General features: G+C 62.1%; 18 protein-coding genes. 12 read left to right on the top strand and 6 right to left on the bottom strand.

Annotation, left to right across the window (positions count from 1 at the left end):
- Positions 1-16: 16 nt before the first annotated feature.
- The 3 genes from BQ8482_RS00490 to BQ8482_RS00500 form a co-directional block, all read right to left on the bottom strand.
- Positions 17-511 carry an SRPBCC family protein gene (locus tag BQ8482_RS00490; RefSeq protein ID WP_123145795.1) on the bottom strand — a complete coding sequence of 165 codons (495 nt, stop codon included), beginning with the start codon at positions 509-511 and terminating at the stop codon, positions 17-19.
- A complete protein-coding gene (locus BQ8482_RS00495; RefSeq protein WP_123145796.1) occupies positions 508-822 on the bottom strand; it encodes an ArsR/SmtB family transcription factor in 315 nt (104 codons plus the stop codon). The genes BQ8482_RS00490 and BQ8482_RS00495 overlap by 4 nt, the downstream gene beginning before the upstream one ends.
- A gap of 76 nt (positions 823-898) precedes the next feature.
- Complete coding sequence (locus BQ8482_RS00500) at positions 899-1,288, bottom strand: cupin domain-containing protein (RefSeq protein ID WP_123145797.1); 390 nt, start codon at positions 1,286-1,288, stop codon at positions 899-901.
- A gap of 218 nt (positions 1,289-1,506) precedes the next feature.
- Here BQ8482_RS00500 and ssb point away from each other — a divergent pair, with 218 nt between their 5' ends.
- From ssb to BQ8482_RS00515, 3 genes are all read left to right on the top strand, one after another.
- On the top strand, positions 1,507-2,025 hold the full coding sequence (gene ssb / locus BQ8482_RS00505) for a single-stranded DNA-binding protein (protein WP_123145798.1): 519 nt from the start codon (positions 1,507-1,509) through the stop codon (positions 2,023-2,025).
- Positions 2,026-2,159: 134 nt separating this feature from the next.
- The gene (locus BQ8482_RS00510; protein WP_123145799.1) at positions 2,160-2,582 is read left to right on the top strand and encodes an OsmC family protein; all 423 of its coding nucleotides are present in this window, start codon (positions 2,160-2,162) and stop codon (positions 2,580-2,582) included.
- Positions 2,583-2,831: 249 nt separating this feature from the next.
- Positions 2,832-3,230, top strand: coding sequence for a hypothetical protein (locus BQ8482_RS00515; RefSeq protein WP_123145800.1), 399 nt, complete (start codon positions 2,832-2,834; stop codon positions 3,228-3,230).
- A gap of 17 nt (positions 3,231-3,247) precedes the next feature.
- Here BQ8482_RS00515 and BQ8482_RS00520 read toward each other — a convergent pair whose 3' ends face one another.
- Together BQ8482_RS00520 and BQ8482_RS00525 are read right to left on the bottom strand one after the other, a co-directional pair.
- Positions 3,248-3,877, bottom strand: a complete 630-nt coding sequence (locus tag BQ8482_RS00520; RefSeq protein ID WP_123145801.1) for a MarC family protein — start codon at positions 3,875-3,877, stop codon at positions 3,248-3,250.
- A 77-nt stretch (positions 3,878-3,954) separates the two neighbouring features.
- Complete coding sequence (locus BQ8482_RS00525; RefSeq protein WP_123145802.1) at positions 3,955-4,491, bottom strand: hypothetical protein; 537 nt, start codon at positions 4,489-4,491, stop codon at positions 3,955-3,957.
- Positions 4,492-4,594: 103 nt separating this feature from the next.
- On the opposite strand from BQ8482_RS00525, the gene BQ8482_RS00530 reads away from it, so the two are divergent.
- Both BQ8482_RS00530 and gyrA read left to right on the top strand, forming a co-directional pair.
- The gene (locus BQ8482_RS00530; protein ID WP_123145803.1) at positions 4,595-5,449 is read left to right on the top strand and encodes a helix-turn-helix transcriptional regulator; all 855 of its coding nucleotides are present in this window, start codon (positions 4,595-4,597) and stop codon (positions 5,447-5,449) included.
- 191 nt (positions 5,450-5,640) lie between these two features.
- On the top strand, positions 5,641-8,451 hold the full coding sequence (gyrA, locus tag BQ8482_RS00535; RefSeq protein ID WP_123145804.1) for a DNA gyrase subunit A: 2,811 nt from the start codon (positions 5,641-5,643) through the stop codon (positions 8,449-8,451).
- Positions 8,452-8,510: 59 nt separating this feature from the next.
- On the opposite strand, the gene BQ8482_RS00540 is transcribed toward gyrA, so the two are convergent.
- Positions 8,511-8,663, bottom strand: coding sequence for a hypothetical protein (locus BQ8482_RS00540; RefSeq protein ID WP_095485300.1), 153 nt, complete (start codon positions 8,661-8,663; stop codon positions 8,511-8,513).
- 325 nt (positions 8,664-8,988) lie between these two features.
- On the opposite strand from BQ8482_RS00540, the gene coaD reads away from it, so the two are divergent.
- From coaD to BQ8482_RS00575, 7 genes are all read left to right on the top strand, one after another.
- On the top strand, positions 8,989-9,489 hold the full coding sequence (gene coaD, locus BQ8482_RS00545; protein WP_123145805.1) for a pantetheine-phosphate adenylyltransferase: 501 nt from the start codon (positions 8,989-8,991) through the stop codon (positions 9,487-9,489).
- 75 nt (positions 9,490-9,564) lie between these two features.
- A complete protein-coding gene (locus BQ8482_RS00550) occupies positions 9,565-10,155 on the top strand; it encodes a peptidylprolyl isomerase (RefSeq protein WP_123145943.1) in 591 nt (196 codons plus the stop codon).
- Positions 10,156-10,183: 28 nt separating this feature from the next.
- Complete coding sequence (locus tag BQ8482_RS00555) at positions 10,184-10,696, top strand: peptidylprolyl isomerase (RefSeq protein WP_023801171.1); 513 nt, start codon at positions 10,184-10,186, stop codon at positions 10,694-10,696.
- Positions 10,693-11,091, top strand: coding sequence for a hypothetical protein (locus BQ8482_RS00560; protein WP_123145806.1), 399 nt, complete (start codon positions 10,693-10,695; stop codon positions 11,089-11,091). The genes BQ8482_RS00555 and BQ8482_RS00560 overlap by 4 nt, the downstream gene beginning before the upstream one ends.
- A 12-nt stretch (positions 11,092-11,103) precedes the next feature.
- Positions 11,104-12,216, top strand: coding sequence for a tRNA preQ1(34) S-adenosylmethionine ribosyltransferase-isomerase QueA (gene queA, locus BQ8482_RS00565; protein WP_123145807.1), 1,113 nt, complete (start codon positions 11,104-11,106; stop codon positions 12,214-12,216).
- On the top strand, positions 12,213-13,343 hold the full coding sequence (gene tgt, locus BQ8482_RS00570; RefSeq protein WP_123145808.1) for a tRNA guanosine(34) transglycosylase Tgt: 1,131 nt from the start codon (positions 12,213-12,215) through the stop codon (positions 13,341-13,343). The genes queA and tgt overlap by 4 nt, the downstream gene beginning before the upstream one ends.
- Positions 13,344-13,575: 232 nt before the next feature.
- Complete coding sequence (locus BQ8482_RS00575; RefSeq protein ID WP_095492825.1) at positions 13,576-13,812, top strand: Lrp/AsnC ligand binding domain-containing protein; 237 nt, start codon at positions 13,576-13,578, stop codon at positions 13,810-13,812.
- Positions 13,813-13,891 lie beyond the last annotated feature (79 nt).

Genomic DNA, 13,891 nt, shown 5'->3' on the forward strand with positions numbered 1-13,891 from the left:
TTCTCCGTTGTGTCGTTCAGGCCGCGCGCAGGGAGAGGCGAGGCGGGTTTGCGGCAATGGTCTGTTTGGGGCTGTGTGCGTTGAGCGAAACCCGGCAACCGGCGCCTGCAACCGCAGGCGTAGCTACCCGCGCAAATCCATCGTGGACGATGCGCAGATGCGTGCCGCCCGACAGGGTGCGGTCGAGCGTGAAGGTGACAATGCTATCCATTGGGTTGTCCAGCGGGCTGGTGAGCGGATCCGCTGCGTTGCCAGGCGCCGGCCGCTCCCGCCAGGAATAACGCAGCAGGCGTTCGGGCTCGGCGTCGAGAATTTCGCACTCGATCTGCGCATCAGCCTTAGCAAAGGCAAAGCGGCCGCCGATCTCCGGCTTGATGTCGTTCGGCATCATCCAGGCTGCGAGCAGGTCCGGCACCGTCAGCGCCCGCCACACTTTTTCCGGCGGCTCTGGAAGCTCGCACTCGAACTCGATCGAATCTGCCGCCATGTCTGAATGCTGTTTTGCCGTCATTGGTCCATATCCTTCAAAACCGCCTTGAGCCTTTCGATACGCTCGGGCCAGAACGCACGGTAACGCTCGATCCAGCCAAGCAGTGGGTCGAGCCCTTGCGGATCGGCGCGATAATAGGCGTTGCGGCCGGCCCGCCGCTCGGCCACCAGGCCGGCGCCGCGCAGCACGGCGAGATGCTGCGAGACGGCCGGTTGCGACACGCTCATGCCGCTGCGCAGTTCCGATACGGTCATCTCGCCGGCGGCGAGCCGTTCGTAGACGGCGCGGCGCGTCGGATCGGAAAGCGCTCGAAAAATCTCTGCTTCGATCATGGTCAAAGCATAAGTGGATACTTATTGGTTTGGCAAGCGGTGTTTTAGGCTGGCGGTGTTTTAGGCAGGGCGCTTTTTACAGGCTCGTTAGAAGCCAGCGTCTCACCATCTCGGGGGACCCGTCGAACGTCGCCTCGAAAATTGGTGACGCGAGCACGGCATGGATATGAAGCGTTTCGAAGCTGGCGTTTCGGAAGCCATGTTTCCTGTGCGCGGGAACAACAAGGGACTGCCCGGGAACCAAGAAGACACGCTCCTCATCGATCCACATTTCGGCTTTGCCAGCGATCACGGTAAGCACCTCCTCGACCGGGTGCCAATGTGTCGGGGCGCCAACCCAGGGCTCGACCCATTGTTCAAATAGGCAAAGTTGAGTTGCGCCGTTGCGGGCCGAGACATGCATGCGGGTTTGTACTCCCGCTCGCCACTCTTCTTGCGGCTGGTCCTCATGTGCAACTGTCTTCATTGTGTTCAACCTTCGATCCCGGCGGCCAGATTTCGTGGAATTTCCAGGCCCAAGATACTACTTGTTGCTGACATTCCTTGACAGTAGGGATTGATGAGCCTAGAACGAAAAGAGAACAAAAACCTTGTGGGAAAAGGCAGCCACGGCAGGCGGGGATTGTCCGCAGTCTATAAGGTGAGCGACAGAAATTTTGTTTCGGATGAGCGCGGAGAAGTATCATGGCGGGTAGCGTCAACAAGGTCATTCTGGTGGGCAATCTCGGGGCGGATCCGGAAATCCGCCGTTTGAATTCGGGTGAGCCGGTCGTCAATATCCGCGTCGCCACCTCGGAAAGCTGGCGCGACAAGACTTCCGGCGAGCGCAAGGAAAAGACCGAGTGGCACAGTGTCGTCATCTTCAACGAGCAGCTCGCCAAGGTCGCCGAGCAGTATCTGAAGAAGGGCGCGAAGGTTTATGTCGAGGGCCAGTTGCAGACGCGCAAATGGCAGGACCAGACCGGCAATGACCGCTACACGACCGAAATCGTGGTGCAGAAATTCCGTGGCGACCTGCAGATGCTCGACGCACGCGGGCAGGGCGAGGGCGGTCAGGTCGGCAGCTATACCGGTAGCGGCAGCAGCCGCGGTTCCGATTTTGGCCAGTCCGGCCCGGGCGAGAGTTTCAATCGCGGCGGCGGTGGCGGCAACAAGGCTGGCGGCGGTTCGTCGCGCGAACTGGACGACGAGATTCCGTTCTGATCGCTCGGAGCGAACGGCTCTGCGCGAGCTGACAACGCCAGCTATTTGAGGCCACGCATTGGCGTCCCGAAAATCTGTCTTGGATTTTCGGGACGTTGTGCGTTTGAGTAGTGCGCGGTGAAAGGACGTATCAGATGAAAGCACGGGTCAAATGGGTCGAGGAGCGCACTTTTGTCGGCGAGTCCGGCAGCGGTCACAAGGTGGTGCTGGGGACTGCGTTCGGACCGGAAGGCAAGACGCCGGGACCAAGCCCGATGGAGCTGGTGCTGCTCGGCACTGGCGGCTGCTCGGCCTATGATGTGGTCCACATCCTCGAAAAGGGGCGCGAGGCGGTCGAAGACTGCGTGGTCGAACTCGACGCCGACCGGGCAGAGAAGGAGCCGCGGGTGTTCACCCGCATCCATATGCGCTTCATCGTCAAAGGCCGCGCGCTTTCGCGCGACAAGGTGAAACGGGCGATCGACCTGTCGATCGAAAAATACTGCTCAGCGACCGCGATGATGGCCAAGACGGCGACCATCACTCACGATTTTGAAGTCATAGACACAACGGCGTAAATTCAGCGCATCGTTTCGCATAACCTAGTTCCACCTAGAACTTGGCAGCAAGGTTAAGTGGGGGCCTGTCGATGTCGACAGCTATATCCGCCGGGGCGTCGCTCTATGGTCTGCTTGTCGCTGAAATAGCGCGAATTGCAGCGAGATACGAACCTATCCAATTGACCTCTGACGGGAGATTTTTGGATAGGGATCAAGTAGCTACGCGCCTACTTTCAATTCCAGCATGATATTGATGCCATAGCGGCCGTGGCGGCAAGCGAAGCGTCGCGTGTGTTCCCCTCGCTCGACTATGTGTTGAGTACCTATTTCGACATGATCGAACAGGTCTCAGGCCCTTTTGTCGAGCTGGCAGCGTCTTTGAAAAATGACAGCGAATTGAACTCATCAGCGGAGCTTCGCGAGTTGGTCGCATCAGCGTTGCCAGACGGATACGACGGCAAGCGAGCTGATCTGCCTATGCTCATAGAAGCGTCAGCTCCACATCTCGCAGTGCTACTTGAACGAGCAGGCTATCTCATTCGCGGACATGAGCGTCCCATCTGGACCGAAGCAGCCGCGTCGGCTTTGCGAGGCGACTGGTACGCCTTACAAGGCGGCGACTTTATCATTGATGGCGGCAGGCCTCGGCTTCGCCTATTGAACTAGATCGGATGTGTCTGCTTCTAAGCCGCCATCAGCGCCTTGATGCCGTCGGCGACGAACTGCACGGCGAGTGCCGCCAGGATGACGCCGAGCAGCCGTGTCAGGATCGAGCGGCCGGTCTGGCCGAGGATACGGTCGATGCGCTCGGCCAGCACGAACACCAGGTAGGTGATGACAAGGCAGATCGCGATGATGCCGACAAGGGCTGCCTGCGCGCCAAAACCTGGAAAAGAGCTGGAGAGCAGGACGGTCGCTGAAATCGCTCCCGGACCGGCGATCAGCGGGATCGCCAGCGGAAAGGCGGCGATGTTGTGGATCATGTCCTTGGTGATGGCGACGTCGCCGATCTTCTCCTTGCGGTCCTGCCGGCGCTCGAACACCATTTCGAAGGCGATGAAGAACAGCAGGAACCCGCCGGCGACGCGGAACGCCGGCAGCGTGATGCCGAACACGGACAGGATCGATGCGCCGGCGATTGCAAACAGCGCCATCACCAGGAAAGCGATGATCGAGGCGCGGACGGAAACCTGGTTGCGCTCCTCGCGGTTCATGCCGCGCGTCACGGCGAGGAAGAGCGGCGCCAGGCCAGGCGGGTCGATGGTCACGAGAATGGTGACGAAGGCGTTGAACAGGCTGTCGAAGCTCGGCATCTCTGACCCTCCCCGCCGGGCCGTGCCCGAGACCCTGCATTGGTAGAGCAAAGCGGCGTCAGGGGAAACCGTGCAGGTCAGGTGCTGGCGACGCGCCGCGCCAGGAACTCGACTTCGAGCCGCCAGGTCGCGCCATCGTCCTGCGAGCGTTCGCCGAGCCAGCGGAACGAATTTTCGGTAATGCCTAGAAAGCTCCAGCGCACCGAAGCCCCGGTGCCGTCAGCACCTTGCTGGACGATGGTGTCGCCCTCGGCGCGGCCGAGCTGGCGGCTGTAATACTGGGTGCGCGGATCGCTCCAGAAGATGTGCCAGGCGTCGACGCCGGGGTCATAGACGCGCAGTGTCGTGCCATAGAAGGTCCATTTGCCGAGGGAACTCTGTGCGCCAGTGTTCCGCGCGGGCAGGATCCATACGTCCTGGATCGCGCGGCCTTCGAGCACCCAGCCGAAATGCACCTCGCCGCGCCCGGTCAGCAGCTGGCCGTCTTCGAGATGGCGCGTGGCATCGAATATCCAGGCGCCGACGAAGCGGCCGTAAAGATCCAGTTTCTCGGCAAAGTTCGCGGCTGGCCCGTCGCTGTGCAGGGCTTCGGCAAAGGAGGATGAATTGAACATGGTTGTGGTCTCTTCTTGTCAGGAGCCCCATCTTGTCAGGAGAATGGGATGAATACGCCGGGCCAGGCTTCTTGCGCTTGGGAAAAATTGCTATGTTTCGGCCATGACGACGAGCGTGCATACACTGGCGTCCGGAAAAGGCTGGCAGGTGTCGGACGTGGTCTGCACTGCCGGCGTCGCTGATCGCCCGTTCGAGGAAGAGCATCGCAACTTCTGCGTCGCCGTGGTCACCAATGGCACCTTCCGCTACCGCGCAAGCCAGGGCACGGCGATGCTGACGCCGGGCGCGCTTCTGCTCGGCAACCCTGGCACCTGCTACGAGTGTGGGCACGAGCATGGCGTCGGCGACCGCTGCATCTCCTATCATTTCAGCCCGGCCTATATGGAACAGATCGTCGCCGACACGCCGGGCACGAAGAAGCTGGCCTTCGAGACGCCGCGGCTGCCGCCGTTACCGGCGCTGGCACCGCTGCTGGCCGAGGCGGAAGCCGCACGCGAGATGGCCGACATCGAGGCGTTCGAGGAACTCGGTTTGCGGATTGCCGGCGCAGCCGTTGCCTCCGGTATCACGCCTGCTGCCCAGGCGCCGAGCCGCCGCGACCAGAAACGTGTCGCGGAGGCAGTGCGGCGCATTGAGCTGGATGCCGACCGGCCGGTCTCGCTTGCTGCGCTTGCAAGCGAGACGGCGACCAGCCCGTATCATTTCCTCCGCACGTTCCGACGCATCGCGGGCATGACGCCATACCAGTTCCTGCTGAAAACCCGCCTGCACAGGGCGGCGGTGCGGCTGCGCATGTCGGACGAGCCAATCTCGATGATCGCCTTCGAGGCAGGGTTCAACGATTTGTCGACCTTCAATCGCCGTTTCCGGCGCGTGATGGGCGAGGCGCCCGGCGCCTATCGGCTCCAGCGGCGAGGCGATAAATTGCTGAACGCATCTGCCGTTCCGGCTTTGTGAAGCAAATTGGCCTGACAATGAGCTTTGCCGCGACAGCCACGAAAAAGCGCCTCGGCCATATCGTCGCAATCAGTGATATCCTTTTGAAATCACCACAAAAATCGCCACTGGAAAACGACCGCGGACATTGGAGTTTCGACCCGGCTTCCTATATAAGCACCGAGTGATTCCCGATTAGATTGTGACCTGATTTGACCGACCAGAAGACACCGCGCGGCGCCGACGGCGGCCCGACCGGCATCGAGCCGATATCCATCATCGAGGAGATGCAGCGCTCCTATCTCGATTACGCCATGAGCGTGATCGTCAGCCGTGCGCTGCCCGACGTGCGCGACGGGCTGAAGCCGGTGCATCGCCGCATCCTCTATGCCGCCCATGAGAGTGGCTACCACTGGAACCGCAAATATGTGAAGTCGGCGCGCCCGGTCGCCGACGTGATGGGTAAATACCATCCGCATGGCGACGCCTCGATCTACGACGCCTTGGTGCGCATGGCGCAGGACTGGTCGCTGCGCGTGCCGCTGATCGACGGGCAGGGCAATTTCGGCTCGATCGACGGTGATCCGCCGGCGGCGATGCGTTATACCGAATCGCGGCTGACCAAGGTCGCGCATGAGTTGCTGGAAGACATCGACAAGGACACCGTTGATTTCCAGGACACTTATGATGCGTCCGGCAGCGAGCCGAAAGTCCTGCCGGCGCGCTTCCCAAACCTGTTGGTCAATGGCTCCGGCGGTATCGCCGTCGGCATGGCCACCAACATCCCGCCGCACAATCTGGGCGAGGTCTGCAACGGCGCCATTGCCCTCATCGACAATCCGGCGATCGACCTGCCGGCGCTGATGGAGATCATTCCAGGGCCGGATTTCCCGACCGGCGGCATCGTGCTCGGCCGCTCCGGCATCTACAGCGCCTATTCGACAGGCCGCGGTTCCATCGTCATGCGCGGCCGCGTCAACGTCGAGGCGCGCGGCAACGACCGTGAATCGATCGTCATCACCGAGGTTCCCTACCAGGTGAACAAGTCGTCGATGATCGAGAAGATGGCCGAGCTTGTGCGCGACAAGCGCATCGAGGGCATTTCCGACATTCGCGACGAGAGCGACCGCCAAGGCTACCGCGTCGTCATCGAACTGAAGCGCGATGCGGTCGCCGACGTCATCCTCAACCAGCTCTACCGGTTTACGCCGCTGCAGACGTCTTTCGGCGCCAATATGGTGGCGCTGAACGGCGGCAAGCCGGAATTGCTGACGCTGACCGACATGCTGAAGGCGTTCGTCGCCTTCCGCGAGGACGTGATCAGCCGGCGCACGAAATTCCTGCTGCGCAAGGCGCGCGACCGCGCCCATGTGCTGGTCGGCCTTGCCATTGCCGTTGCCAACATCGACGAGGTCATCAAGCTGATCCGCAGCGCGCCGGACCCGCAGACGGCGCGCGAGCAGTTGATGGAGCGGCGCTGGCCCTCGGGCGACGTCGAATCGCTGATCCTGCTGATCGACGATCCGCGCCACCGCATCAATGAGGACGGCACCTACAATCTGTCCGAGGAACAGGCCCGCGCCATCCTCGAACTGCGCCTGCAGCGGCTGACCGCGCTCGGCCGCGACGAAATCGCCGACGAGTTGAACACGATCGGCGACGAGATCAAGGATTACCTGGACATCCTGTCGTCCCGAGCCCGCATTCAGCAGATAGTCAAGGACGAGCTTGCCGCCGTGCGCGACGAGTTCGGCACGCCGCGCCGCACCGAACTCTCCGAGGGCGGGGCTGATATGGAAGACGAGGACCTGATCCAGCGCGAGGACATGGTCGTGACGGTCAGCCATTCCGGCTACATCAAGCGTGTGCCGTTGTCGCTCTACCGGGCGCAGCGCCGCGGCGGCAAGGGCCGCTCCGGCATGTCGACCAAGGAAGAGGATTTCGTCACCCGGCTGTTCGTCGCCAACACGCACACGCCGGTGCTGTTCTTCTCCTCGCGTGGCATCGTCTACAAGGAAAAGGTCTGGCGCCTGCCGATCGGCAACCCGCAGTCACGCGGCAAGGCGCTGATCAACATGCTGCCGCTGGAGCAGGGCGAACGCATCACCACCATTATGCCACTGCCCGAGGATGAGACCAGCTGGGGCGAGCTCGACGTGATGTTCGCCACGACGCGCGGCACGGTGCGCCGCAACAAGCTGTCGGACTTCGTCCAGGTCAACCGCAACGGCAAGATCGCCATGAAGCTGGAAGAGGAAGGCGACGAGATTCTCGGCGTGGAGACCTGCACCGACAATGACGACGTGCTTCTGACCGCAAGCTCCGGCCAGTGCATCCGCTTCTCGGTCAGCGACGTGCGCGTCTTCCAGAGCCGCAATTCGGTCGGCGTGCGCGGCATCGCCATGGCTGCCACCGACCGGGTGATCTCGATGGCGGTGATCGAACATGTCGAGGCGCCGCCGGCCGAGCGCGCCGCCTATCTCAAGCGGGTGACGGCCGAAAGGCGGCTCGCCGCCGGCATTGCGGCGGGCGAGGACGAAGACATCCAGCTGACCAATGAGGAGGTTGGCGAGGAGACGGAGCTATCCGACGAGCGCTACGAATTCCTCAAGGCACACGAGCAGTTCGTGCTGACGGTGACGGAATATGGCTACGGCAAGCGTTCGTCTTCCTATGATTTCCGCCTCACAGGGCGCGGCGGTAAGGGCATCCGCGCCACCGATGTATCGAAAGTGGCTGAGATCGGCCGCCTGGTGGCGACTTTCCCGGTCGGCAACGACGACCAGATCATGCTTGTCTCGGACGGCGGCACCGTCATCCGCGTGCCGGTCAACGGCATTCGTTTCGCCAGCCGCGCCACGAAGGGCGTGACCATCTTCAACACGGCTGACGGCGAGAAGGTCGTTTCGGTGGAGCGGATATCGGAACCGCAATCGGACGAGGAAGCCGAAGAGAGTGTCGAGGGCGACGCCGGCCCGGATGCCGGTGCTGAAGGCGCTGGCCCGGACAACAACGCCGACTAGGCCTTGGTTGGGGAGTGCCGGCCCGATGGGTCCGGCGCCGTCAACAAATAGCGGCCGGTTCAGAAGTGGCGATAAGGCTTGCGGATACCGAAGCCTTCGAACCGTTTGGTATTGGCCTTGGCGCGGACACGCCCTGCTTCCTGATGCAGCCCGAATACAGTGGCTATCAGCATAGCGACGGTCATTGCGGCGGCGAGCATGTAGATCAGCATGTGCGTGTTCTCCCGCACCTAGCAACGATTAAATGGGGTTTTGGTTTCATCTTCTGAAGCTGTAACCTAGTGAACGCTGCGTGAAGCCTTCGTGATCGGCCCATTCATTGGTCGTTCATCTCGGCCAAAAGGTTCACTCAAAGCGCATCGCGATTAACGTGGCTCAGCCCATGCGCTTTGAGTCCCTGTCTGGGTGCATGTCGTTGTCCCAAAGCCGCCGCGCACCCTCGGGTCAGGCCCGAGGGCATGCTTTTGCGGCGACATGCATTGGCGGCTCGCTGATCGGATTGCCTTTGCGAGAGAGGGTCGCTAGAAGCACCCTGCCATGACAGAACGCATCGCCCTTTATGCCGGCTCCTTCGACCCGCCGACCAACGGCCATCTCGACGTGCTGAAGGCGTCGCTGGCCGTGGCGGACACCGTCTATGCGGCGATCGGCATTCATCCCGGCAAAAAGCCGCTGTTTTCGTTCGAGGAACGGGTCGGCCTCATCGAAACGGCGACGAAGGCCGAATTCGGCCGCGACGGCGCGCGCATCAAGGTTGTCGCTTTCGACGGGCTGGTCATCGACGCGGCCAGGAAGCAGGGCGCCTCGATCATGATCCGCGGCCTGCGCGACGGCACCGATCTCGACTACGAGATGCAGATGGCCGGCATGAACGAGACAATGGCGCCGGAACTGCAGACGGTTTTTCTGCCCGCCAGCCCTTCGGTGCGAACCATTACCGCCACACTTGTCCGTCAGATAGCCTCGATGGGAGGCGACATTCGCCCCTTCGTGCCGACGGCTGTGGCCGGCGCACTTACCGCCAAATTTGCGAAATAATGCATGTCGCCCAAACGTGGAACCCGGTTTTGGGACAACGACATGCATGAAACAAAGGTTTTCGGAGAAATATCCATGCAGCTCAAAAGGCTCGCCACCTGCGTTGTCGTTGTTTTCGGTCTTGTGGCTGCATCTGTTTCGGCGTTCGCCGCCGATCCGGAAAACACCATGATCATCACTCTGAAGGGCGGCGACGTGACCATCGCGCTCAGGCCCGATCTCGCGCCGAAGCATGTCGAGCAGATCAAGAAGCTGGTGCGTCAGGGCGCTTACGACAACGTCGCTTTCCACCGCGTCATCGACGGCTTCATGGCGCAGACCGGCGACGTGAAGTTCGGCAACATGAAGAACGGCTTCAACGCCGATGCTGTCGGTACCGGCGGTTCCGATCTTCCCGACCTGCCGGCCGAATTCTCGACGTCCGAGCGCTACGAGCGCGGCGTGGTCGGCATGGCCCGCTCGCAGGACCCGGATTCCGCCAATTCGCAGTTCTTCATCATGTTCGCGCCGGCGCCGCCGCTCGATGGCCAGTACACCATCGTCGGTAATGTCGAGAAAGGCATGGAATTGGTGGACCAGATAAAGAAAGGCGACGAGGCGCAGAACGGGGTCGTCACCGGTCCCGATCGCATGATCAAGGTGCGCATCGCCGCCGACGGCAAGTAAACCCATTTGTTTCAAAGGATATTCTGACATGGCCGAGATCAAGGACCGCGAGAACGCGCTTATCATGGAAACGACCAAGGGCAAGGTCGTCATCGAACTGTTTCCCGATCTGGCACCCGGCCATGTCGGCCGTATCAAGGAACTGGCGCGCGAAGGCGCTTATGACGGCGTGGTGTTCCACCGCGTCATCGACGGCTTCATGGCGCAGACCGGCGACGTGAAATTCGGCAATTCCAGCAAGCCCTCTTTCGCACCGTCGCGCGCCGGCACCGGCGGCTCCGACAAGCCCGACCTGAAGGCGGAGTTCTCCAACGCCAATCACGGCCGCGGCACCTGCTCGATGGCACGCTCGCAGAACCCGAACTCGGCCAACTCGCAGTTCTTCATCTGCTTCGACGATGCCGCCTTCCTCAACCGCCAATACACGGTCTGGGGCCAGGTCATCGAAGGCATGGACAATGTCGACAAGATCAAGCGCGGCGAGCCGGTGCCGGATCCTGACAAGATCGTGTCGCTGAAGGTGGCGGCCGACGTAAAATGACCTACCGAGCTGTCGCGGCGATCACTCTGATGCTTGTCGCGGCGGCTACTCCGGCGCTGGCGACAGAATCGATTGTTTGCAGCGCTGAGGGCGACGCGGCATCGATCGACGTCCTGATGGGGCACACTGCCGTCATCGCGGTTGCGCGCGTATGGCTTGATGCCGGCGGCAGGAACTGGACCACCGACGGTCAGCCGGGTTCGACGAAAGTCATCGTCGGACAGGCATTCGAGGACGACCAGCAGATGGCGATCGATCTCACCGATGAGGGCATCAGCTCGATCGTCGCCAAATTGCGACTGGTCAAGGCCAAGGAACAGTCCAATTCCGCAATGGGCGGCACGCTGAGCATCGCCGGTGTTGGCGCCTGGGCGGTGACCTGCCCGGAATTTTGAGGCGGGGTTTTCTTGCGCGTCGATCTATTCGACTTTGATCTGCCGGAGGAGCGCATCGCGCTTCGACCGGCAGAACCGCGCGACAGCGCCAAAATGCTGGTTGTCAGACCGGGTGAGGGACTTGAGGACCGGACGGTGCACGAGCTGCCGTCCCTGCTCGAGTCCGGTGACGTGCTGGTCTTCAACGATACCAAGGTCATCCCGGCGCAGCTGAAAGGCATCAGGCGGCGCGGCGAAGCAGCGGCGCAGGTCGAAGCCACGCTGCACATGCGGGTGGCTCCCGACCGCTGGCTGGCTTTCATGCGGCCGGGCAAGCGCATCGCCGTCGGCGACCGCATCCATTTCGGCCATGACGCCAATTCCTGCTTTCTCGGCCAGCTTGATGCCACGGTGATCGCGAAGGGCGAGGCCGGCGAGGCTTTGCTCGGTTTTGACCTCTCAGGTCCGTTTCTCGATGAGGCGCTGCACGCCGTCGGCCACATTCCGCTGCCGCCTTACATCGCTTCGAAGCGCGACGACGACGAACGCGACCGCAAGGACTACCAGACCATCTATGCCAGGGAGGAGGGGGCTGTGGCGGCACCCACTGCCGGCCTGCATTTCACGCCCGAGCTTTTCGCCGCTCTCGATGCCAAGGGCGTCGAGCGGCGCTTCGTCACCCTGCATGTCGGCGCCGGCACGTTCCTGCCGGTGAAAGTCGACGACACCGCCGACCACAAGATGCATGCCGAGATCGGTTCTGTCAGCCCGGAAACCGCCGAGGCGCTCAACGCGGCGAAGGCGCGCGACGGGCGCATCATCGCCGTCGGAACGACGTCGCTGCGCCTGCTGGAGAGCGCCACGCGGGAGGACGGCACATTGGCCGGATGGTCGGGTCCGACCGACATCTTCATCACACCCGGTTACCGATTCAAGGCCGCCGACATGCTGATGACCAATTTCCATCTGCCGCGTTCGACGCTGTTCATGCTGGTTTCGGCGTTTTGCGGTCTGGAAACGATGCGTGCGGCCTATGCGCATGCCATCGAGACCCGCTACAGGTTCTACTCCTACGGAGATGCAAGCCTTCTGTTCAAAGAGGACAACGATGGACGCGCGCCCGGTATAGAACAAGGAATTCAATGACTAAGGCGTTCACCTTCGAGGTGCTGGCGACCGACGGCAAAGCGCGGCGCGGCTCCATCACCATGCCGCGCGGAGAAGTCCGCACGCCGGCCTTCATGCCGGTCGGCACCGGCGGCACGGTCAAGACCATGTATATGGACCAGGTGCGCGGTGTCGGCTCGGACATCATCCTGGGCAACACCTATCATCTGATGCTGCGGCCCGGCGCCGAACGTGTGGCGCGGCTTGGCGGCCTGCATGAATTCGCCCGCTGGCCGCATCCGATCCTGACCGACAGCGGCGGCTTCCAGGTGATGTCGCTGTCGAAGCTTAGGAAACTGACCGAAAACGGCGTCACCTTCCGCTCGCATATCGACGGCGCCGCCCATGAGATGTCGCCCGAGCGCTCGATCGAGATCCAAGGGCTGCTCGATTCCGACATCCAAATGCAGCTCGACGAATGCACCGCGCTGCCGGCCATGGAGAAGGAGATCGAGCGGGCCATGGAGCTGTCGCTGCGCTGGGCCGAGCGTTGCAAGACGGCGTTCGGCGACCAGCCGGGCAAGGCGATGTTTGGCATCGTCCAGGGCGGCGACATACCGGCCCTGCGGCTGCGCTCGGCGCAGGCGCTGAAAGCGATGGACCTCAAGGGCTATGCGATCGGCGGGCTGGCGGTCGGCGAGCCGCAAGCGGTGATGCTCGAAATGCTCGACATCACCTGCCCGGAACTGCCCGCCGACAGGCCGCGTTATCTGATGGGTGTCGGCACGCCCGACGACATATTGAAATCGGTGGCGCGCGGCATCGACATGTTCGATTGCGTGATGCCGACGCGCGCCGGTCGCCATGGCCTCGCCTATACAAGGCGCGGCAAGGTCAATCTGCGCAACGCCCGCCATGCCGAGGATCCGCGTCCGCTCGACGAGGAAAGCGACTGCCCGGCCGCCAGAGATTATTCCCGCGCCTATCTGCACCATCTGGTCCGCTCGCAAGAGGCGCTGGGGGCGATGCTTCTGACCTGGAACAATCTTTCCTACTATCAGAAGCTGATGCAGGACATTCGTGCCGCCATCGAAGCCGGCGCCTTCGAGGCGCGGGCGGCGGAAATCTCCGAGGGCTGGGCAAGGGGCGATATCCCGGCGATGTGAGCGAGCGCTCACGTGCCCCAGCGAAGTGCCGCGCGCAGGTCGCAGCCAGTGATGCGGAAACTGCCGTCGGGTAATCCTTGCCGTCCGGCCCGACGATCAGCAGGCGCGAACATTTCGGCGATTGGCTGCACTTAAGTCGGGTTCTGCCTGAGCGCCGTCCTGAAGCTTGAAAGCCGGGCGGCAGTCTGCCACAAGGGCGGCCTATGCGTGCAAGCTTGAGCAGGACCGGGCAATGAAGGCATTTTTCGTGCAGATAAAGTGCGATCTGGGCAAGTCCTATGACGTTGCCGGCGCGTTGGCCGATGCCGAGATCGCTTCGGAAATCTACTCGACAGCCGGCGATTACGATCTGCTCGCCAAATTCTATGTCGACGACGAGGAAGACATCGGCCATTTCGTCAACGAGAAGGTGCAGATTCTTCCAGGCATCAAGGACACGTTTACAGTCGTCACCTTCCGCGCGTTCTGAGAGACCGTTTGAAAACCTACTCTGGCGGCCATCTGATGGCGTTTTCTGCGCTTCCGGCCTTCGCCGGCCGAAGCACTTA

Source organism: Mesorhizobium delmotii, from assembly GCF_900149755.1.
GTDB classification, from domain to species: Bacteria; Pseudomonadota; Alphaproteobacteria; order Rhizobiales; family Rhizobiaceae; genus Mesorhizobium; species Mesorhizobium delmotii.